The following is a 22,332-nucleotide window of genomic DNA, read 5'->3' as shown; positions in this document are numbered from 1 at the left end:
TGCGGCCACAAACAGTATGGCCGGGTGTGGAAACTATGATATATTTTGCCGGATTGTTGGGAAAAACGGCTGATTACAGCGCAACACAAACCGCCGCGGGAAGGAGAGACTGGTCGTGAAGGAATTTTTCAGGCAATACAAGTATTACATGCTGGTCCCGTTCATCATTGTCCTGGCCGGCCTTGCGGCGTTGATACTGTTGACGGAAGACTCCAGCTTCGGCCCGTTCATCTACGCCATTTTCTGATGGGCGTTTCCCTGTTCCAGCCTAAAGCGCGGAAATGACCGGCTCCTTTAAGAATTGATGCGCAAATTTCTTGGTTCGGCCGCCGCGGCCATATTTTCCTTGGCCATATGCCTCATCGCGCTGGAGGGAGTGGCCCGGGTCTATTTCAGCCTCAAGACCGACTCCCGGATGGAGATGAACAAATTCGCCTCCATCATGGACAGGCAGTCATCAAACCAGGCCATGGGGCATGAGCTTGCGCCCGGCTCTTCGGCCACGTTGATGAAAGTTCCTGTCTCGGTGAATTCCCATGGTTTCCGCGACGATGAGTATGGAGTTGAAAAGCCGGCCGGCGTTTACCGGATAATGCTGCTTGGCGATTCGCTGACGTTCGGATGGGGGGCAAAGCGCGAGGAGAGGTTCTCCCAACTGCTGGAGGCGGGGCTTAACCGCGAAATGGCGCCTGCTGGAAACGCGCGGCGCGCGCAGGTGATGAACACCGGAACTGTGAACTATAACACCGCGCAGGAAGCGGCCCTTTACATGGAACGGGGGCGGAAGTTCAAACCCGACATGGTGATTCTCAACTATTTCATCAACGACGCGGAGGAAGCGCTGGCCCATAAATCACCCAGGCTATTGAGCTATTCGTACTTTGCCATGTGGCTTTGGGGCAAGCTTGGCATGGTCCGCACCGCGCTGGAGGGGGGCGGCGGCGATTATAAAAGTTACTACCGATCGCTTTATTCCGCCGGTTCGCCAGGATGGGAAGCGGCCATGGGGGCAATGGCGGAACTGGGGCGGCAGGCTAAAGCGGACGGCGTTGTATATGTTGTCGCGATACTGCCGGAGCTGCACGCGGTGGGGCGCAACTACGAGTTTGCGGACATACACGAAAAGGTGCGCAACGCGGCGATTTCCGGGGGGGCGGACCTTGTGATCGATCTGGCCGGCCAGTTCGCCGCCGAAGCCCCGCAAAGCCTCTGGGTCGCCCCGGACGACGCCCATCCGAACAAAAAGGGGCACGAGATAATAGCCAACGCAATCATGGCAAAGCTCACGCAGGCGGGCCTGGTAAATGCGATGACGGACGGACCGATGGCCAGATGACAGACAAAACGGCCCGGGGCGGAAAAGCGGGCAAGGTGATCCTTGCGATGGTAATCGGGGCGTTCTGCGCATTGCTTATGGCGGGCGCCATCGAGGGCGTGTCGTATCTTTATTTGAAAATGAAACTTGGCCCCAATATAAGCAGGTTCAAACATAACTTCATAGCGCCGGAATCGAATCCGGGAGACGGGCCGATACTGACCGCAAAAAGATATTTCAGCTTCACGCGGATACTCGCGTATATGCCCAATGATAATGTGGCCGGCCTGCGGACAAACAAGTACGGCTTCATATCCAACCGCAACGACGCAAACGACGAGTACAAGGATCCCAAGCCGGCCGATACCATCCGCATAATATTCATAGGCGCTTCCGCCGCATCCGGCCAGGGGGCGTCTTCAAACGAGGCCACGATAGCGGCTGTCCTTGAAAAGGACCTCGCCAAAAAAATCGGCGGGGAGCGGAAAGTGGAGGTGATAAACGCGGCAATGGGGGCCTATACGATGCCGATGGTCGCCATGGCGTTGATGAACGAGCTGATACCGGCGTTCTGGCCGGACATGATAATCATCCTTGACGGCGGGACGGACGCGCTTAACTACGACACGCGCGCGGAGGACTATTACCGCCAGCAGATCGACAGGGTGAGCGGGATCAATAATTTCGGCAAATACATCCAGAAAGTCCAGCAGGGCGATTTTTCACTGGCGCAGCTTTTGACGATGAAATACAAGGTCACGCCGGGAAAGATCGACGGTTATTATTTGACGGAAGCGATCAAGGTGTTCAAGGGCAAAAGCGAGTTGACGTTAAAGCCGCCAGCGCCGCAACATGAATTGCTGGACATTGTCCGGGGCGACATCAAATTCAGCATAGGAGCCTTCCTTTACTACGAGGCCGCCGCAAGGGGGGTGGCCCGGGAAAACGGGATACCCTTGCTGCATGTTCTGCAGCCTGCGATAGTGTTTAAGAAAACGCTCTCGGCCAGGGAGCGCGACAGCCTTTCGCTAAAGGAGTATGAGACCAGGGAGGTGAACTCTTTCATATCAGTCTTTAAAACGTTCTTCCATAAAGCGGGGGACGCTTTCAGGAAAATTCAGGAGAAAGAGGATCCATCGGCGGTGAGGATGGCCGATTTGTCCAGCCTGTTCGAGAACGACCAGGACGAAATGTTCATTGACGACGTCCATTATAACGATCCGGCCAACAGGCGGATCGGCGAGGCCCTCGCGCCGATTGCGCTTGAGATGATAAACAAAAAAAAGGCCGCCCGCTGAAAAATATTCCCGGCCAAGCGCACCACCGGCTGACGTTCCGATGATAAAGCAATGTGCGGAATAGCAGGTTTCATAGACCTTTCCGGGGCCGCTACTGCCGATGCGATGGGGCATACCGCCGCCGGCATGGCCGATTCCATACGTCACCGCGGTCCCGACGATTCCGGCGCGTGGGTGGACGATGCGGCCGGCGTGGCGCTTTCGCACAGGCGCCTTTCCATCCTCGACCTTTCCGAAAGCGGGCATCAGCCTATGGTGTCGGCCAGCGGGAGGTCGGTGATCGTGTTCAACGGCGAGGTGTACAATTTCGCCGAAGTGCGCGCGATTCTTGAGAAGGACACAGGCCCGGTGAAGTGGAGAGGCCATTCCGACACCGAGATACTGCTGGAGGCGGTGGAGCGGTGGGGGGTGGAAAAGACCCTCGGTTTGGTCAATGGCATGTTCGCCTTCGCCTTGTGGGACAAGGTGGCGCGGACTCTTGCTCTGGCCCGCGACAGGATGGGAAAAAAGCCGCTTTACTACGGATGGAACGGCGGAGTGTTCATGTTCGCCTCGGAACTAAAGGCGATGCGTCGCCATCCCGCCTTTGCGGGAAAGGTAAGCCGAGGAGCCGTCTCCCTGCTTTTGCGCCACAATTACATACCGTCGCCCCACTCTATTTACGAAGGGATATACAAAATTCCTCCCGCCTGCTTGCTGACGGTGGACATGCCGCTGGCGGCCGGTGGGCCGTTCTCGCCATACGCGGACGCGGACACGGCGGCCTGTCCCAAAAGATTCTGGGATCTGCGCGGCCTGATGGAGCGCGGCTCGCGCCGGCCTGTGAATGTCACGATGGACGAGGCGGTGGACAGGCTCGACGAGATATTACGGGACGCGACCCGTCTGCGGACCCTGGCCGACGTGCCCGTTGGCGCGTTCCTTTCGGGCGGGATAGATTCCGCCACGGTGGTTGCCATAATGCAGGCGCAAAGCCAGCGGCCGGTGAAAACATTCACCATCGGCGCGCGGGAAAAGGAGCACGACGAGGCGCATCACGCAAAGGCGGTGGCAGAGGCGCTGGGGACGGACCATACGGAGCTTTACGTCACCCCGGACCAGGTCATGCCCGTTCTTGAGGAAATGGCGGACATATGCGACGAGCCCATTTCGGACGCCGCGCTGGCCAACACTTACATCGTCTCCGGCCTTGCCAGAAAAGAGGTGACAGTGTGCCTCACAGGTGACGGAGGGGACGAGATGTTCTCCGGATATCCCCGGTACAACACCGCCAACTGGTATTACAACCAATGGCAGCCCAAGGTGGATCCGATCCCGAATCCCGCCCGGCGGGCTCTGGCGGCGGCCCTGAAGGCTGTTTCAAAAGAGGCCTGGGACTCCATATATTCCGCCGTAAAGCCGATGATCCCGAAGTCGCGGCGATGGGACAGCGCCGGGGACAAGCTCCATGAGCTCGCAAGGATACTGCCATACGTCGAGCCGGAGCGGTTTTACGGAATGATATATCACTGGGGCAACGCGGACCAGATAGTCATCGGGGCGGAAAACCTTTCCACCGTGATTTCCGATCCTTCACAATGGCTCGTTTCGCCAGACAAGGTGGCGCGGATGGTATATCTGGACATCGCAAGCCGCCTGCCGGACTCCATACTGGCCAAGGTGGACCGTGTGACGATGAGGACAAGCCTGGAGGCGCGAAGCCCCATTCTCGATTACCGGGTGATGGAGTTTTCCGCTTCACTGCCCACGGAACTTAAGATCGAGGGGTGGACGGGCAAGGTTGTCCTGCGAAACCTGCTTTACAGGTATGTCCCCAAAGGGATAGTGGACAGGCCCAAGAAGGGCTTTTCAATGCCGATAAGCCAGTGGCTGCGCGGGCCGCTGCGCGATTGGGCCGAGGACCTGCTTTCCGAAAAGCGGTTGAGGGAAGAAGGATTTTTCGATCCCGCCCCCATCAGGGCGAAACTCGCGGAGCATGTGACAGGCAAGGCGCAATGGCACTATCAGTTGTGGACGGCGCTCATGTTTCAGGCGTGGCTAAACGGCGCGAAATAAATGAATATGAGGACGATGCGGTGAATCCGGTTATATACAAAGGGCGGCCTTTGCGGGTGTGCGTGGTGGGGGCGGACCAGACAGGATGGGCTCTGGACACCGAGGCGCGGCTTGCCCGCAAGTTCCTTTCAGGCGCAGTCGAGGTGGTGGACACGGCGGACAAGGCCGATGTCCTCCACTGCGTCTGGCCGGAGAACACGGCGTCCAGATGGTCTGTCATGGGAAACCAGCCATTGGCCCCGCACGTGCTGTCATTCTCAAACGCCCCGTTCAGCCTTGTGGAAAATCCAAAGATGATGGCGCTGATGGCTGCCTCCACGGCGCTTATCGCGCAAAGCGGCCAGGCGTTGCGGGACTTGAAACGTTTGGGTTTCGAGAACGTTTTCCATGTCCCGTACATTTTCGACGAGGACGGGTTCACCGATTCTCCGGAATTGGCGGGGCAGCTCGCCAATCTGCGGGCGGAACTGGGCATACCGGAAAACGCCTACGTTGTGGGGAACTTTTTCCGCGACACGCAAGGGGGAAACCTGGACAGCCCCAAACGGCAAAAGGGGGCCGATGTATTTCTGGCCATGTTAAAACTGGCGGCGCGGAAAATAGATGGCGGGCGCCTTATGGTGTTGCTGACTGGGCCTCGGCGCCATTGGCTGCGCAGGACACTTGCGCAAGAGGGAATCCCGTTCCGGTATTATGGCCCCGTCATCGAGGGGGACGATTATCCGGCCAACATACAGCCCAAGTCCACGCTCAACCTGCTGTACCGGCTGTGCGACATCACCGTGGTGCCAAGCAGGTGGGAAGGAGCCCCGCGCGCGATCATCGAATCGGCCCTCACCGGCGTGCCGGTGATAAGCGCCAGGGTCGGCATCGCGGAAGACACTTTGCCCGGGCCGCTTCTTTTCAACGACGCGGTGGAAGGGGCGCAAATACTGGTCAAAGACGCCAATGAAGGTTTTGCCAAAAGTCTTTATGAACAATTCAGCGAAAAATTCCGGGGCTTCACTTCCGGGAAGATATGCGCCGCCTCCTTGCGGGATATTTACGCCCACGTGGCCGCAAGGCTTTCGTCCGATGAGCGGCCGCAGGTTAAACGGGGCCGTGTGACGCTTTACCCGGAATACCAGGGGCGCGGCATCGTCACAGGCGCAAGGCGCGTGCTGCGCTATGCGGAAAGGAATCTTTACAAAATATTCGAAAAGCCGCCGCGCGAAACGGTTGTCAACCTGTGGAACAACTTCATGCCCCCCCCGTACGGAGGCGCAAACCAGTTTTACCTGGCGCTGGAAAAGGCTTTCACTAAACGGGGCGTCACGATATTGCGGAACGACTGGAAGCGGGCATGCCACGCGCACATCTTCAACGCCATATGGTTCGACTATATGAAAGTGGCGGAGCTTCGGGCCGCCCAGCCGGGAAACCTTTTCATACACAGGGTGAACGGGCCGATCTCCATCTACCGCGGCACGGACCCTTCGGAGAATGACGACAAAGTGTTCGCCATAAACCGCCACATGGACTTCACCGCGTTCCAGTCCATATACAGCCTCACCAAAAGCCTGGAGATGGGCTACAACCCTGTGCGGCCATGCGTGGTGCGCAATTCCGTTGACCCGGACATTTTCCATGCGCGCGGGCGCGTCCCGTACGACGGCAAGCGCAAACTGCGCATCGTGTCCACTTCATGGTCCGGCAACGTGCGCAAGGGGCGGGACACCTTCGCCTGGCTGGACGGAGCCCTGGACTTTTCCAACATCGAATACACCTTTGTTGGAAGATGCGAGGCGGAGTTCAAGAATATAAAGACCGAACCGCCGGCCCCGTCCGAAGTGGTGGCCGGACATCTGCGCTGGGCCGACATGTTTGTTTTCGCAAGCGCCCACGAGTCCGCCTCCAACTCCGTTTCGGAGGCGCTGGCGTGCGGGGCGCCGGTGATATATCTTGACAGCGGCGGCACGCGGGAGATCGTGGGGATGGGGGGATTAAGCTACACGCAGATGGAGGAAATCCCCGCGCTTATAGAAAGGATCGCCGACAACCACGAGGCGTATGTCCGCTCCATATCCATACCCTCGATTGACGAGATCGTGGAAGGGTACATGGCGATAATCAGCGCAGGGACCGGCAAATAAAAATGCGGATAACCATGGTCATCTCCTCCCTGCGCGCCGGCGGGGCGGAGAAGATATTCGCGTTTGTCGCCAACCACTGGGCCGCTTGCGACCATGATGTGTCCGTCATCCTGCTGGAGGGCGAAGCGCCGTTTTACGAAATGAACAAATCTGTCGCGGTCACCCGGCTGGGGCTAATGGCGCCATCTCAAGGGGCATTGAACGCCATGGCGAACAACGCCCGCAGGTTGGGGGCGCTACGGCGCGCGCTCAAACATACGCGGCCGTCGGCCATCGTTTCATTCATGACCGAGGTGAACGTCCTGACAATCCTTGCGGCGGCGGGAACCGGAATTCCTGTGATGGTGTGTGAAAGGGTGGACCCATTCGCCAACCTGGAGAAAAAATCATGGCGATTGCTGCGCCGGGTGGCGTATCCATTCGCCGCCAGGATTGTCACGCAGACAAAAGGCGCGGCCCGGTATTATGAAGGTTGGGGCAGGGGGGGCGTTGCGGTGATTCCCAATACCATCGGGCCTGCCATCAACGCACATCCAGCCGCACAGACAGATGCTGGTGACGTGATAGTGGCCATGGGAAGGCTTGAACCCCAAAAGGGATTCGACCTTTTGCTCAACGCGTTCGGGAAGATAAAGGAAACTCACCCGGGCTGGAAACTCTCCATATACGGCGGAGGTACGGAAAGGACAGCGCTGGAGCGGCAGCGCGCGGCGCTTGGACTTGAAAATCGCGTTGAGTTTCACGGGAAGACCGCCGATCCTGCCGGGGCGTTCCGGTCGGCAAAGATATTCGTTTTATCGTCCCGCTTTGAAGGATTCCCGAACGTTCTGCTGGAGGCGATGGCCGGCGGGCTTGCGGTGGCGGCCTTTGATTGTCCATGGGGGCCGGGAGAGATAATAAGGAACGGCGCCGACGGACTGCTTGTTCCGCCGGGCGACGTGGACGCGCTGGCGGGCGTCATGGACCGGCTGATTACAGACGTGGACTTGCGGCTCCGGTTGTCGTCCGCCGCATCGCAGGTGACAGAAAGATTTTCCACCGCGCGCGTAATGGCGATGTGGGACGAGCTTTTAAGGCCGGGCGCCGCATGAGCGGTCCTATGCGTGCGGCCATCAATGCGATGGTGGCGGGTGCGTTGGCTGATCTTTACCTTTCGCATTACGGCGCAACCGGCCATGCCGCGTGGTGGAAATACGCAGTGGCGTTTTCGCTGGCGGCGGTTGCGCTGTGGCCGTGTGTGAAGGATCGTAAGCGCATATGTCCCTCGGCGGCGGTGGCGCGATATGTGTGCCTCCCTCTATGCGTGGCGCTGGCGCTATATTACGGCGCGCCGAAATCTTTCACGGACACGGCGTACTTCGGCGGCGACACTTGGGAATACCAGTCCCTGGCCGTCAACCTCGCTAAAGGGCATGGGGTGAACAAATTCGGCGGGGTGGAGGAATTTTCCGTTTACAAATTTTCCGAAGAGCCTCGTGAGGACTATGAGGGGCTGAAAAACCAGTTTATGAAGCAAGGCGCCGGCGGTGGATCATTCGATTCGATGCGGACGCCCGGATATCCGCTGTTTCTCGCCGCCGTTTACTCAATTTACGGGGTATCCCCCCGGGCGGCAAAACAGGCGCAGTTCCTGGCGCTGATAATCATAGCTGCTTCCATGCCCTATATCGGGTACGCCTTTTGGGGGTATGGCGGCGTGGCGGCGGGGATCGCCGGGGCGCACGTTTTCATGGATGGTTACGCCGAAGGGATGGCCAAGGATATCCTTACCGAACCGCTGACGGCGTTTGCGGCGTTTCTCGCGATAATCGCTTTCCTGCGGCTTGGCCGCGCTCCGGTGTGTATGAACGCTTTTGCGTTCGGAGCGGTCCTTGCCGCAAATCCATTGATGAAAGGAACGTTGATTTTCGTTCCACCGCTGTTTTTCGCTTATGTCTTTGTGAAAGCGTGGAAGAAAGAGCCGTTGAGTGAAGCGGCCCCTCCGGCGGGCATGAAAACGCTGGCGTGGGTGGCGGCGGGATTTTTCGCTGTGGCGGCGCCATGGTCTGTCTATGCGTCGGTCAAAAGCGGGTCGTTCGTCGTGTTTTCAACGCAGGCAAAATCGATAATCCAGGACAACAACAATGAAATGGCCTATGACGGGGACTGGCATCCGGAAGGGGCCGCAAAGTTTTACGAAAGGCCGGAAATAAAAGGATTGCCCCTTGTGGCCCAGGCCGCAAGCTTTTACATGTCTCATCCGCAAATGTTTCCTGGAATCTTCTTCAACAAGTTGGACCGGGGATTTGACGAATACCTGTCGCTGAAGATCATGCTTATCTTCGTCATCTACGAAGCGGCCACCGGTGCGATGCCGGCTTTTGCGCGTGAGCACGGCAAATTAATAAAGCTTTCCGGGTATGCGCTGACAGTCGCCTTGGCCGCCGCACTTTCATACGCTTACTATCACCAGAACGAAGGTCTTCCGCACATTCATATCCTGATGGTGGCGGCCATGGTCCTGATCGCGGTAAACGCGCTGAAAGGTGGGGCGCATGTTTCACTCCCGGCGCCGTTTGCGATATTCGTCATCAACATGGCGATTGTCACGTTGGTGACATACGGCTCCACAAGGTTCACCGGGACGCTGGCTTTCATGTACATTGCGGCGGCGGCAGGTTACATTGCCTCGTTTGCCACGGCTCCACTGCGCCGCTTGAATCACGGATGAGCAGGCTGCTGTTTCTCGCCAGATCGCTTGAGACCGGCGGGGCCGAACGGCAGTTGACCGTCACAGCCCAGGCGCTCAAGCGGATGGGGCATGAGGTGCATGTGGCTGTGTTCTATTCCGGCGGGGCTTTTGAAAAAGATATGGCGGAGGCGGGGATTCCCGTCGTCCGGTTGAACAAGAAGGGAAGATGGGACACGGCCGGATTCGCCGCCCGTCTGGTCAAAACTGTCCGGAGCATAAAGCCCTCCGCCGTCTTAAGCTACCTGGGGCCGCCAAATATCATGGCCGCGTCGCTAAAACCTTTTTTCGGCGGTGCGAAAGTTATATGGAGTGTGCGGGCCTCGTTCATGGACCTTTCGCGGTATGACTGGCTCACCGGCTTTTCGTACACGCTGGAGAGGGGGCTCGTTACGTTTGCCGACCGGGTGATAGTCAACTCAAAGGCAGGGATGGCCATCCTTGCGGACAAGGGTTATCCCGCCGCCAGGCTTAGCGTTGTCCCGAACGGGATAGACACGCAAATGTTCCGGCCAGACCGCGAGGCCGGAGCAAAGGTACGCGCCGAGCTTGGCTATTCACAAAATGACAAGGTGGTTGGCCTTGCGGCAAGGCTGGACCCGATGAAGGACCATCCCACGTTTCTTCACGCCGCGAAAATTATGCTTAATGCGCGGCCCGGCTTGCGCTTTCTTATAGTGGGTGGCGGGCCGGAAGAATACTTTGAAAAGATGCGCAAACTTGCGGCTGAACTTGGCCTTGGGGCCGCCGTCACTTTCACGGGGGAGCGCAGCGATATGCCAGCGCTATATAACGCAATGGACATTGCGGCGCTCTCTTCCATCGGCGAAGGTTTTCCCAATGCGGTGGGAGAGGCGATGGCCTGCGGCGTCCCGTGCGTGGCGACGGACGTGGGGGACGCGGCATGGATTGCTGGAGAAACTGGAATTATTGTTCCGCCCAAAAATCCGGAGGCGCTTTCGAAAGGTATCATGGAAATGCTCGCTCGGATGGAATCGAATAGAGACGCTGTAAGCGGCAAAGCACGGGAGCGGATCGCGAAAATGTTCGGCGTGGAGGCCATGGCCGCTCAGACATTGCGCGTGATTGAAGAGGCGCGATGATGATTAAAGTGCTCCATCTTGTCACCGGACTGAACATAGGGGGGGCTGAAATATTCCTAAGCCGGCTTGTTTCGCGGATGGACAGGAACAAGTTCTTATGTAGCGTCGTCAGCGTCACCGGAGCAGGCCCGGTGGGCGAAATGATAAAATCGGCGGGAATCCCGGTGGACAGCCTTGAGGCCGGAACAGGTTCCGCGATGGCGGGGGGATTTGTACGGCTCGTCCGGCTGTTGAAAAAAGAGAGACCGGATGTGGTGCAAACATGGCTTTACCATTCCGATCTTTTGGGGACGCTGGCGGCCAGGATTGCCGGAAAATCGCCTGTGATTTGGAATCTGCGATGCTCGGACCTGCGGCCGGAAGATCATCCAAGGTCGCTTTTCATGGTGATAAAAACACTGGCGTGGATGTCGTCCATGCCGAAGGCCGTGGTGGTGAACTCAGCCGCCGGAAAGGCCGCCCATGAACGGCTCGGTTACACGCCAAAACGCTGGGAGCTTATTCCAAACGGGTTTGACGTGGAGATGTTCCGCCCTGACGGTTCCTCGCGAGCAAGGATCAGAAACAGCCTGGGCCTTGGCGAGGACTCGTTGATCGTCGGGCTCGTGGCGCGGTATGATCCGATGAAGGATCACGATAATTTTCTGCGCGCCGCGGCGATAGTTGCCGGGAAATATCACAACGCCCGTTTCATACTCGCCGGAAAGGGGACGGACAACAACGCGGCGATATCGGAAATGATCCGCCACAACGGGCTTGAAGGCAAAGTATTCACTCTTGGCGAGCGAAGGGACATTCACGAAGTGACGGCGGCTTTCGACATCGCCGTGAACTCGTCGTACAGCGAAGGATTTCCCAATAACATAGGCGAGGCGATGGCCTGCGGCGTGCCATGCGTGGCCACAAGGGTGGGGGACGTGGAGGAACTTATGGGTGACACCGGGATGACGGCGCCTGCGCGGAATCCGGAGGCGATGGCGGCCGCCATAGGCAAATTGCTGGAGATGGAAGCGTCTTCCCGGCGGGAGATGGGGGCGATGGCGCGCAAAAGGGTGGAGGAGCGCTATTCGCTGGCGGCGGTCACCACGCGTTACGAGCAATTATACGAAAGGATCGCCGGGACGGATGTATTACGCTGACAAGCTCGATTCGCTGAAGGATATTTTCGGGGCGGCGGACGTGAGCCTTGAAAAGGACGGCATATCGGTGGACGGCCGTTTCTATCCTGTGGTGGACGACGTGATCGTGCTTTTGGACGATGACCGCCTCCCCCCATCGCTTCGCGGTTCCTCGGGCGCTGGCGCAAGCGGGCAAGGCTTCGCCGAGGACATTCAGTTCACCTTCGGCGAAGAGTGGAAACGATTTCCGGAAATCCTGCCGGAGCATGAGGCGGAGTTCAACGATTACTTCGACCTTGTTGACATCCCGGCGCTCAAGGACGCGCGGGTGGCGGACGCGGGATGCGGCATCGGCAGGTGGAGCCATTTTATCCACTCCAGTTGCCGGGAGATCGTACTTTTGGACTTTTCGGAGGCGATCTTTGTGGCGCGTAAAAACCTGAAGGACGCCCCCAACGCAATATTCTTCATGGCGGACATTACTAACTTGCCGTTCCGTACCGGGTTCGCTGATTTTATATTCAGCCTTGGAGTGCTGCACCATATCCCGGCGCCAGCGCTTGATCTTGTGCGAGGCCTGTCCCGTTTCGCGCCGAACATGCTCATCTACCTGTATTACGCGCTGGACAACCGGCCATTCCATTACAAGGCGATCTTCCAGGTGGTGGACGCCGTCCGCCGCGCCGTGTCCGGCGTGAGAAACCATGCGTTCCGCGAAGCGTTCACGTTTTTCACCACCGTGTTCGTTTACATGCCGATGGTGGCGTTGGGAGCGGCGTTAAAACCTCTCGGCCTGTCGTCAAAGGTTCCGTTGTACGAAGGGTACACCGGCAAGGGATTCGCCCGGATCAGGCAGGACGTTTATGACAGGTTCTTCACCGGTATCGAGCAGCGCTTCACGCGCGATCAGATTTATGGGCTCAAGGACACGTTCGCCGATGTGAAGATATCGAACCGTATCCCATATTGGCATTTCACCGTGAGAAAGAGTTGACGTCATGTGCGGCATAGCGGGCTTTGTGACGGCCACGGGAGGCGCGGCGGACCGCATGGAGGCGGCCGTGGTGAAAATGACGAACACCCTAATCCGGCGCGGCCCGGACGACATGGGTGTGTGGGTGGACGCTACGGCCGGTGTTGCGCTGGGGCACAGGCGGTTGTCCATACTCGACCTTTCACCCCATGGGCATCAGCCCATGACCTCCGCCTCCGGAAGGTACGTGATAGTTTTCAACGGCGAGGTGTACAACTTCCAGGACATCCGGGCGCAACTGGAAAAATCCGGCCCGGTGAAATGGCGCGGCCATTCCGACACGGAGGTGATGCTCGAGGCGGTGGAGCGGTATGGCGTTGGGGATGCCATAAAGCTGTTCAACGGCATGTTCGCTTTCGCCCTGTGGGACAGGCGCGAGCGAACAATCACCTTCGCCCGTGACAGGCTTGGGAAGAAACCTCTTTATTACTGCTGGACGGGAGGGACGCTTTTGTTCGGCTCCGAGCTTAAGGCGCTCAAGGCCCATCCGCTTTTCAACGCGGAGATAGACCGCAACTCGCTGGCCCTTTTCCTGCGCCACAACTACATACCGGCCCCGTATTCCATATACAAAGGGGTCTACAAGCTCATGCCGGGCAAGACGTTGACCGTGCAGGCTCCCTTCGATCACGTCTCGCCCGAAGCGGCGCAGACTTACTGGTCCGCGGAGCAGGCGTATATGGAAGGGCTCAATTCACCGTTGGAGGGGGACGACAGGGAGATAGAAGAACGCTTCGCCTCGCTGTTGCTCGACTCTGTGCGGATACGCATGATAAGCGACGTGCCGCTGGGGGCGTTTCTGTCCGGCGGGGTGGACTCTTCGCTGGTGGTTGCCCTCATGAAGCAGGCGGGCACAAGGCCGCCGAAGACCTTCACCATCGGATTTTTCGAGGAGGGTTACAACGAGGCTCCGCACGCAAAGGCCGTCGCCCAGCACCTGGTGACGGATCATACAGAACTATATGTCACCCCCGCCGAGGCGATGGCGGTTATCCCGGACCTGCCGGAAATATACGATGAGCCTTTCGCGGATTCGTCCCAGATACCGACGTATCTCGTTTCGCGCATCGCAAGGGAAGGGGTGACGGTGGCCCTGTCCGGTGACGGTGGGGACGAAAGTTTCGGAGGATACAACAGATACCTGTGGGCCATGTCGCTATGGCGCAAGATAGGATGGGCTCCCGCCTGGGCGCGCAAGGCCGCGGCCTGCGCCATAACAAGCGTTCCGCCGGGATTCTGGGACGCAATGTACGCAGCCATAGAACCTGTGTTGCCCTCCCGTGCGCGCGTGGCCCGCGCCGGGGACAAGGCGCACAAGATGGCGGAGATACTGGGAGTGGAAGACCCGGTGGAAATATACAGGGGGCTTGTGTCGCACTTCAAGGAGCCGGAGAAAGTGGCCATCGGCGGCATGGAGTATCCCACGGCGCTTACGTCCGGGGTCGGCAAGGGGCTTGATGGGCATTTCACCCGTCAGATGATGCTGCTGGACATCGTAAGCTACCTGCCCGACGACATACTCGTGAAGGTGGACAGGGCCAGCATGGCCGTGAGCCTGGAGACGCGCGCTCCGTTGCTCGACTACAGGGTTGTCGAGCTTGCGGCGCGCCTGCCTTTAAGGTATAAAATCAGGGACGGCAAAGGGAAGTGGACGTTGCGCAATATTCTTTACCGCCATGTCCCGGAGAAGATAATAGAAAGGCCGAAGATGGGTTTCGGCCTTCCGATTGACAGCTGGCTGCGCGGCCCGTTGAAGGAATGGGCGGAAGACCTTTTGGCGGAAGGCAGGCTGGCCCGGGAAGGATACCTTTCCCCGGGGCCGATAAGGGAGAAGTGGACGGAACATCTTTCCGGCGGAAGGAACTGGCAGTATTACCTGTGGAACGCGCTGATGTTCCAGGCGTGGCTATCCAAAAACCAGTAAAACGAATCCCCAATTAAAGGCATGGCAAAATCAATGTTCGACGATTTGTTAAAGAGGCTTGAGGATAAAAAAGAGTCCATCGCGGTGGTGGGCTTAGGTTACGTCGGGCTGCCGCTGGCGGTGGCGCTGGCTGGCAAATTCCTTGTGAAGGGGTATGACAACAACTCCGGCCGCGTGGAGCGGCTGCGCGAAGGGCATGACGAGACCGGCGAGGTCGAAAGCGCCAGGCTGAAAAGCGCGAACCTGACTTTCTCGGACAAGCCGGACGTTCTTTCAGAGGCGCGGTTCATAATAGTCACCGTCCCAACCCCGGTGGACTCGGCGAAAAATCCCGACTTGAGCCCGTTGCGCTCGGCCAGCGCCACCATAGGCGCCAACATAAAGAAGGGGACGATAGTGGTCTTCGAGTCCACTGTCTATCCCGGCGTCACCGAGGATGTCTGCGCGCCGATCATCGCGGAAAAATCAGGGCTGAAACAAAGCGTGGATTTCAAGGTGGGCTATTCTCCCGAAAGGATCAATCCCGGCGACAAGGAGCACACTATAGACAAAGTGGTGAAGGTCGTCTCCGGCGAGGACGGGCCGACGCTTCACACCGTCGCTGGGGTGTACAACGCTGTCATCGCCAAGATACACAAGGCGGCCTCCATAAAGGTTGCGGAGGCGGCCAAGGTGATAGAGAACATCCAGCGGGACATTAACATTGCGCTGATAAACGAGCTGTCCATGATCTTCAACCTTATGGACTTGAGGACCCGCGACGTGCTGGCGGCGGCGGAAACAAAATGGAATTTCCACAGATTTTACCCCGGTCTGGTGGGCGGGCATTGCATCGGGGTGGACCCTTATTACCTGACCTGGAGGGCAAGAGAGCTTGGGTACGAATCCGAAGTGATACTGGCCGGCCGGCGCATCAACGAGGGAATGGGAAAGCATGTGGCCCAGCAGGCGATAAAGCTGCTGCTAAAGTCCGGCAAGACATTGCAGGGGGCCAAGGCCGGAGTGCTGGGGCTTACCTTCAAGGAAAACGTCCCGGACCTGCGCAACAGCCGCGTGCCGGACATCATAAACGAGCTTAAGGACTTCGGCGTGGAAACGTTCGTCCACGATCCTATTTGCGACAAAGGAATGGCGAAGAAGGAGTACGGCGTCAACCTTGTTGGTTTTGACGAACTCAAGGAGCTGGACATTCTCGTGCTGGCAGTGGCGCATGAAGAATATGTCAAGATGGGGCCGGCCGCCCTGCGCAAATCGCTAAAAGGCGGGAATGGACTTGTCATAGACATAAAGTCCATGTTCACGCCGGGGGATTTTGGCGGCGCGGATTACTGGAGCCTCTAGAGGCTGATGGGATCCGAACGGATCGGCCGTCCTTCTGCATTGAAGCGCGCATTATTTTCGCTGGGCGCGCTGGCGGCGGGAATATTCATCCTGGAAACGGCGTCTTGGGCGTTCTTTTATTTTTACGCAAGCGGCAGGCTTGTGTACCATCTGCGGGTGGACGATGAAGAATACGCGCGCTCAATAAACAACGCCCCGTCCGGAAGCCTTTCCGGTTCCGGATTCGATCCCGTCCTCGGATGGGAAAACACAAGCAAATTCACAAGCGACCCGGTCCATGGCGGCAGGAACACTCCCTGTGATTCAAAGACCGTGCGCATATCTTCATACGGCGATTCGTTCACTTTCTGCCAGGACGTCAATGATGACCAGACCTGGCAATACTATCTTTCCGGATTCACCAAAACCAAGGTCCTCAATTACGGCGTAAAGGGATACGGGCCGGACCAGGCATTGCTCAAGATGGAACGGGACTTAAACTCCGGCCGCAGGACGGACATTATCATCCTGGCCGTCCTCAGCGAGAACATCGCACGGGCCGTGAATATAAGCCCGCTTTATTACTGGGTGACCGCCGGCGGCGCGAACATAAAACCGGCGCTGGTGAAAGAGAACGGGGCGTTTGTCTGGCGGACCTCGCATCTTAATGACCCTGAAAGCCCCGAGGGGCGGCGCAGGATAGTGGAAGCGGTGCAAAAATATGATTACTGGCACGAGTTCAACAGATTGCGCCCGGTGATAAAATTTCCATATTCATTGAGCCTTGTCAAAACGGCGGACTACCTGCTTTTCCGCGTGAAAAGGTGGCCCGATCTGTGGAAGGAGGAGCGCCCGCTTGCGGTGATGAATGAGATCGTGCGGCGTTTCCATGCGCTGTCCCGCGAGCGCGGTTTCATGCCGATCCTGCTGTTCATACCCGAGGCGCACGACCTTAAGCTCAAGGACAGGGGAGAAAAGGCGTCCTATGCCACGTTCAAGGAAGGGCTCGTGAATAACGGTGAAATGAGCGGCCTTGTGGTGGCCGATGCGCTCGACGAGAACTTTGAAACGGACAAATTCAATATCGCGCCGTATTCCGGACATGCGTCCGCTTATGGCAACAGGATAATAGCGCAGGCTGTCCATAAAAAACTGGCGGGGATCACGGTGTTTCCATGAACAAGAACAAGAAGCTGGTTTTTGCGTTCCTGGGCCTGTTTGCGTTCCACATGGCGGTGTCCGCGGGCATGTCTGCCGTGGCGCGGTCAACCGTCCTTGCAAGCCAGCATAACGGGGCCGGGCTGTGGAACTTCGCGCTCGATTCGTTCGACTACCATCAAAGGGCCGCTTATCTGGCCATGCTGGCCAAGACTCAAAGCGTTTCCAAGCTTTGGACCGTGCCTGCCGCGTCACACCCTTTCCATGTGAAGCTCGTTGGTTTTTCATATTACCTGTTCGGGGCGGATCCGCTTTCTTTCTCCCCCCTTAACGCCGCCGCATGGACGCTTTCCGCGCTGCTGGTGTATTCGCTGGCCGGGATATTTGCGGGCGGGGCAGGGAGAGGTGCGGCGGTGGCGGCGGTTGTTTACGGATTGTGGCCGTCAAACCTGATGCTTGGCTCACAGCTTATGAAGGACCCGTTTTTCAACCTGGGGGTATTGGCCTTCACGCGGGGATACTGCGGACTGCTGCAGGGAAACGACAGAAAGTTCAACGCCACGCTGATAACATCGGGAATGTTCCTGTCCGGAATGATCAGGAAGGAATTGCTTGGCTTCCTTGTCATTTCAGCGCTGGCGGCCATCATAATAACCGCGATAAAAGACCGTGATTCACTTTATGCGGCTATTATCCCCGTTGTCCTGTCCCTCGCCATGATTTTCCTGCCGGCCAAAATCGCGCTGGCGGAAGTCCCCTCCCACCCGGACAAGAACGCCAGGGACGAAGCCCGCATCGAGGCCGACAAAGAAAAGGTGGCCCGGCTGGCCGGACTGCAAAGGACCCCTGAGCTTGACATGCTTGTTGAAAGGTGGCTGTTCAAGTCGCACTACAACTTCCCGGAGCCTTTGGAAGACAAGGAACGCATGGTGTTCGCCCTGGCGGAAGAGCACGAGCGCAATCTGCCGTGGATGCTCGAAAGGCTGATGAGCCGCTGGGAGGAAGTCGGTTTCCTGCCTCTGTCCGTCAGCAAGTATGTCTTTGGCGCGTGCCTGTACCGGGACACTTTCCTTACCTTCTACCTGCAGCCGAAAGCAAATTGCGTGGACACCACCGTGGTGTTCAGAAGCCTGGGCGACATAATCAGATATTCCCCGCGCGGATTTGAAATAGCGTATTTCGCCCCATTCCCCATTGAGTGGATTGAAAAGGGTATCAATGAAAAATCCGCGGTGAAAATCGCAAGCGGCGTTGAGATGATCGTTCTGTACATAATGTACGCCGGCTTTGCATTCCAGATGCTAGGCTCGTCCTCGCCGGGCAGGGTGAGGATATGGATAGTAATATTCCTCCTTATAACAATCTGGCCTCTGGGGATGTTTATTCCGAACATCGGCACCCTTTACAGGATGCGGTTCGTGTACCTTGCGCCTGTTATAGCTTCCGGAGCTTGCTGGTGGACAAACACCATCTCGGGCATTGTCCATGGCCGGTTCACACGTTCATAAAAAACAATTCGCAAAATGATTGACTGGAGCCGAAAGAAAAAATATAATAAATAGTTCAGGTGCGGGGTGGAGCAGTCCGGTAGCTCGTCGGGCTCATAACCCGAAGGTCAGAGGTTCAAATCCTCTCCCCGCTACCAATTAAAACAAGCGGTTAGTTTCGGCACCCCCCTCATTCCCGCCAAATCAGCCCGTTTTTTCTAACACTCTTCTAACAGACTCTTTTTCTCCTCCTCCGAAAAGCGCATTATCCAGGGCCTTGGCCTGCTCCGGATTCACATCTTCGAGCAGGCGGCCGTAACCGTCCAGCGTGGTCTGGACCGAAGAGTGGACAAGCTGCGCTGGATGTATTTCACGTAACGGCCATCTTCAAATAGGTAATAATAATCTTGCTATCTTTAAAGCCGATATAGATGGAATGAGCATCCAGGATGTCTTATCTTGACTTCGATTGCCTGCTCGCATAACATTTTTCTGTGGGCAGCCGGCCAAATATTAGGATTGAAGGATGAAAGTTATGATTGACGTCGCCCATTCTTGCGCCTGAACCAGCGATCATGATTGGTTTAAAAGGCTACTCAATCGGCGAAAAAATATTCCAGAACCAGGCCACCGCCGTCTTCCGGGGAAGCCGGGAATCAGATCAATCCCCGATAATCGCCAAGGTCCTGACCGCAGAGTTCCCAACATCAAAGGAATTGGCGAACTTCAGGCGCCAATATGAACTTGCAACAAACCTGGGCTCCGCCGGGGCCGTAAAAATATATTCCCTGGAAAAGCTTGGCAACACACTGGCGATTATAATGGGCGACTTCGGCGGAGAGTCGTTAAAATCAATTTCCACCCTTTCGATGGGCCTGGACGAAAAGCTGAAGATAGCCAGGGGAATCACCCTGGCCCTGGATGAGATACACCGCCAGGGCATTATGCATAACGACTTCAATCCCGCGAATATACTTATCAACAGAAAAACCGGCGAGATCAAGGTCATTGATTTTGAAATCGCTTCCGTTTTCAAGCATAGAAGCCAGCAGTTGAAAAGCCCTGACAATATTGAGGGGACCCTTGCCTACATTTCTCCCGAAAGGACCGGCAGGATGAACCGCCCGGTTGATTACAGGAGCGATTATTACTCGTTGGGCGTGACAATCTATGAATTGCTTTTTGGGGAACAGCCTTTCCGGACCGGCGACCTGATGGAGATGATCCATATGCACATGGCCGTCATGCCCGTCGCCCTGCATGAACGGGACAAAACCATACCATTGGCGGTATCATTGGTCGTTAAAAAATTAATGGAGAAAAACGCGGAAAACCGCTATCAAAGCGCGATCGGCGTGGTCAAGGACCTGGATATTATCATCGCCGGGCTGGGCAACGGCGGAGTCCCTGAAGATTTTGTCCCGGGGAGAAACGACGCGCCGGACAGATTTATTATTCCATCAAAGCTTTATGGCCGTGAAAAAGAGCTTGAAGTGTTGAACAGCTTTTTTGATCGGGCATGTGGAGGAAGGCGCGCTGTGGCATTGGTGACCGGACGGTCCGGGGCCGGGAAATCCACCATGGTCAATGAAATCCACAAACCCATAGCCGGCAGGCGCGGATACTTCGCCACGGGCAAGTTCGATCAGTACCGGCGGAATATTCCTTATTTCTCTTTTATCCGGGCGTTCGGGGACATTCTCAGGCAGATACTCACGCAAAGCGATGAGAGTATAGCGATATGGCGCGAGCGGATACTGGCAGCCGCCGATGGCAACGGGCAGGTGCTAATAGACGTCATCCCGGAGCTGCGCCACATCATTGGCGCGCAGCCGGAGGTTCCCGCGTTGCACCCGCGGGAATCGAAGAACAGGTTCAATTATTATTTCAGGAATTTTGTCCGCGTCTTCGCCGGGGCGGACCACCCTCTTGTCCTTTTTCTCGATGACCTCCAGTGGGCCGACAGCCCCTCCCTGAACCTGATCGAACTTCTGGCATCAGACCGTTCGTGCGCCAATCTTATGATCGTGGGGGCATACCGGGAAAACGAAGTGGAGGCGGCCCATCCCCTGATGCTCGCCATCGGCCGGCTGAAAAACGAAGGTGTCGAGATAGATTCCATCGCGCTTGAGGATCTATCCGCTGAAACGGTGTGCCAGATGACCGCAGACACGCTCAATTGCGATGTGGCCGAAGCAGAGCCGCTGGCCAGCCTGATCCACAAGAAATCCGGAGGGACACCGTTTTTTGTCAGTCAGCTTTTGAAAAACCTGCATGACAGCCAACTGTTGCATTACGACTATGACAAAGGCCGCTGGGCATGGGACATTCACAGGATCGGGCTGGTAGAAATATCAGGCAACGTGGTCGAATTGATGGCGGGAAAAATAAGGAAACTTTCCCCGCAAACGCAAGATATGCTCAAACTGTCCGCGTGTGTGGGCGCCCAATTTACCTTGCAAGACCTATCGGTCGTCAGCGGCGTTCCAGCCGCGGCCGTTGCGGAAAATATTTATCCGGCGTTAAAAGAGGAACTGATTGTCCCTGCCGGGGACGGCTGCAAATTCCTCGATCGGTTGCCCTCCACGGAAAATGCCTCGCAAGACGCCATCGATCCGCAGGCTGTCTTCGGTTTCCTCCATGACAGGATCCAGCAGGCGGCATACGGCCTTCTAAGCGAAGATGAGAAGAAAAGAATACATTTGAAGGCCGGCGAGATGTTCCTTGCGAACACCCCGGACAATCAGCTGGACGATAAAATATTCGTCATAGTGAGCCATTTTAACCAGGCCGCCGGGTTGATTGGCGAAGCGGCCCTCCGTGTCCGCCTGGCCGGACTCAACCTTTCGGCCGCCGTCAAGGCAAAAGGGTCGGCGGCGTTCCAGCCGGCGCTGGAGCACATCAAGACGGGCCAGGAATTTCTTGCGGGACTAGAGGAGGGGAACCGGGACCTTTCGTTCAAGCTGTTGGTTGAGCGCGCCGAATGCGAATACCTGGCCGGAGACGCCGGGAAAGCGGAGGAACTTTACCACAAGGCCCTGAAATACGCTTCAAGCCAAAAGGAAAAAGCCGAAGTGTACGAGGCTATGGTCCATTTTTACTCGAACACCGGCGATTTCAAGGGAGCATACGACATTGGCCGGCAGGCGTTGAAGATGATGGGGATTTCGCTGCAGGGGAAATTCGTCCCGCCTCTTTTTCTCGCCGACCTCGTCAGGTTAAAGTGGAAAATGAGGGGCAAAAAGGCGGAGGACCTTATCAATCTCCCCTTGTGCGAAGACGAGGGCAAGTCCACGGCGATGCGTCTGATAGGAGCCTTGTTGAAGGCGTCCTATCAGATACGGCCGGAGCTATGCATCGCAAACGCCGTCAAGGCCGTCAACCTTAGTCTGGATTACGGGACCATTGATGACAACGCGGTGGCCTACGTTGTTTTCGGCGGCATTTTCATAGGCGGGGTGACGGGCAATCACAAGGCCGGCTACGAGTTCGGGCGTCTGGCGCTTGCGCTGAACAGCCGTTTTATTAACCGTCTCATAATAATATAGACATTATTATATATGTATCAAGCCGCGTATTTCGTCGTTTCGCCGTTGAAGTACGATATCACCAGGTCCGGTGATTTCTGGACACGCCGCATATGACTTATCACCGCGCCCTT

The 22,332-nt window shown here is 57.0% G+C and carries 14 protein-coding genes and 1 tRNA gene; all 15 read left to right on the top strand.

What is annotated here, in order from left to right:
- Positions 1-304 precede the first annotated feature (304 nt).
- The 15 genes from HZB29_01240 (at position 305) to HZB29_01170 (ending at position 22,219) form a co-directional block, all read left to right on the top strand.
- Positions 305-1,336: an SGNH/GDSL hydrolase family protein gene (locus HZB29_01240; GenBank protein MBI5814215.1), complete on the top strand. Its 1,032-nt coding sequence runs from the start codon at positions 305-307 to the stop codon at positions 1,334-1,336.
- A complete protein-coding gene (locus HZB29_01235; protein MBI5814214.1) occupies positions 1,333-2,613 on the top strand; it encodes an SGNH/GDSL hydrolase family protein in 1,281 nt (426 codons plus the stop codon). Before HZB29_01240 ends, HZB29_01235 begins: the two co-directional genes overlap by 4 nt.
- 51 nt (positions 2,614-2,664) lie before the next feature.
- On the top strand, positions 2,665-4,668 hold the full coding sequence (asnB, locus tag HZB29_01230) for an asparagine synthase (glutamine-hydrolyzing) (protein ID MBI5814213.1): 2,004 nt from the start codon (positions 2,665-2,667) through the stop codon (positions 4,666-4,668).
- Positions 4,608-6,800, top strand: a complete 2,193-nt coding sequence (locus tag HZB29_01225; GenBank protein ID MBI5814212.1) for a glycosyltransferase — start codon at positions 4,608-4,610, stop codon at positions 6,798-6,800. The genes asnB (HZB29_01230) and HZB29_01225 overlap by 61 nt, the downstream gene beginning before the upstream one ends.
- Positions 6,801-6,802: 2 nt before the next feature.
- Complete coding sequence (locus HZB29_01220; GenBank protein ID MBI5814211.1) at positions 6,803-7,891, top strand: glycosyltransferase family 4 protein; 1,089 nt, start codon at positions 6,803-6,805, stop codon at positions 7,889-7,891.
- Entirely contained in the window at positions 7,888-9,510 is a 1,623-nt protein-coding gene (locus tag HZB29_01215) for a hypothetical protein (protein ID MBI5814210.1), read from the top strand. Before HZB29_01220 ends, HZB29_01215 begins: the two co-directional genes overlap by 4 nt.
- Positions 9,507-10,631 carry a glycosyltransferase gene (locus HZB29_01210; protein ID MBI5814209.1) on the top strand — a complete coding sequence of 375 codons (1,125 nt, stop codon included), beginning with the start codon at positions 9,507-9,509 and terminating at the stop codon, positions 10,629-10,631. The genes HZB29_01215 and HZB29_01210 overlap by 4 nt, the downstream gene beginning before the upstream one ends.
- Positions 10,628-11,770 (top strand): glycosyltransferase, encoded by a 1,143-nt coding sequence (locus HZB29_01205; protein MBI5814208.1) that lies wholly within the window; start codon positions 10,628-10,630, stop codon positions 11,768-11,770. Before HZB29_01210 ends, HZB29_01205 begins: the two co-directional genes overlap by 4 nt.
- Complete coding sequence (locus HZB29_01200) at positions 11,757-12,743, top strand: class I SAM-dependent methyltransferase (protein ID MBI5814207.1); 987 nt, start codon at positions 11,757-11,759, stop codon at positions 12,741-12,743. The genes HZB29_01205 and HZB29_01200 overlap by 14 nt, the downstream gene beginning before the upstream one ends.
- A gap of 4 nt (positions 12,744-12,747) precedes the next feature.
- Positions 12,748-14,706, top strand: coding sequence for an asparagine synthase (glutamine-hydrolyzing) (asnB, locus tag HZB29_01195; protein MBI5814206.1), 1,959 nt, complete (start codon positions 12,748-12,750; stop codon positions 14,704-14,706).
- A gap of 33 nt (positions 14,707-14,739) precedes the next feature.
- Complete coding sequence (locus tag HZB29_01190; GenBank protein MBI5814205.1) at positions 14,740-16,047, top strand: nucleotide sugar dehydrogenase; 1,308 nt, start codon at positions 14,740-14,742, stop codon at positions 16,045-16,047.
- A gap of 6 nt (positions 16,048-16,053) precedes the next feature.
- Positions 16,054-17,205: a hypothetical protein gene (locus tag HZB29_01185; protein MBI5814204.1), complete on the top strand. Its 1,152-nt coding sequence runs from the start codon at positions 16,054-16,056 to the stop codon at positions 17,203-17,205.
- Entirely contained in the window at positions 17,202-18,692 is a 1,491-nt protein-coding gene (locus tag HZB29_01180) for a hypothetical protein (GenBank protein ID MBI5814203.1), read from the top strand. The genes HZB29_01185 and HZB29_01180 overlap by 4 nt, the downstream gene beginning before the upstream one ends.
- 60 nt (positions 18,693-18,752) lie before the next feature.
- A tRNA-Met gene (locus HZB29_01175) sits at positions 18,753-18,829 on the top strand.
- A gap of 417 nt (positions 18,830-19,246) precedes the next feature.
- A complete protein-coding gene (locus HZB29_01170; protein MBI5814202.1) occupies positions 19,247-22,219 on the top strand; it encodes a serine/threonine-protein kinase PknK in 2,973 nt (990 codons plus the stop codon).
- Positions 22,220-22,332 lie beyond the last annotated feature (113 nt).

The organism is Nitrospinota bacterium, from assembly GCA_016235255.1.
Classification (GTDB): Bacteria; Nitrospinota_A; UBA7883; order UBA7883; family JACRLM01; genus JACRLM01.
This window is presented reverse-complemented; position numbering and strand designations above follow the sequence as displayed.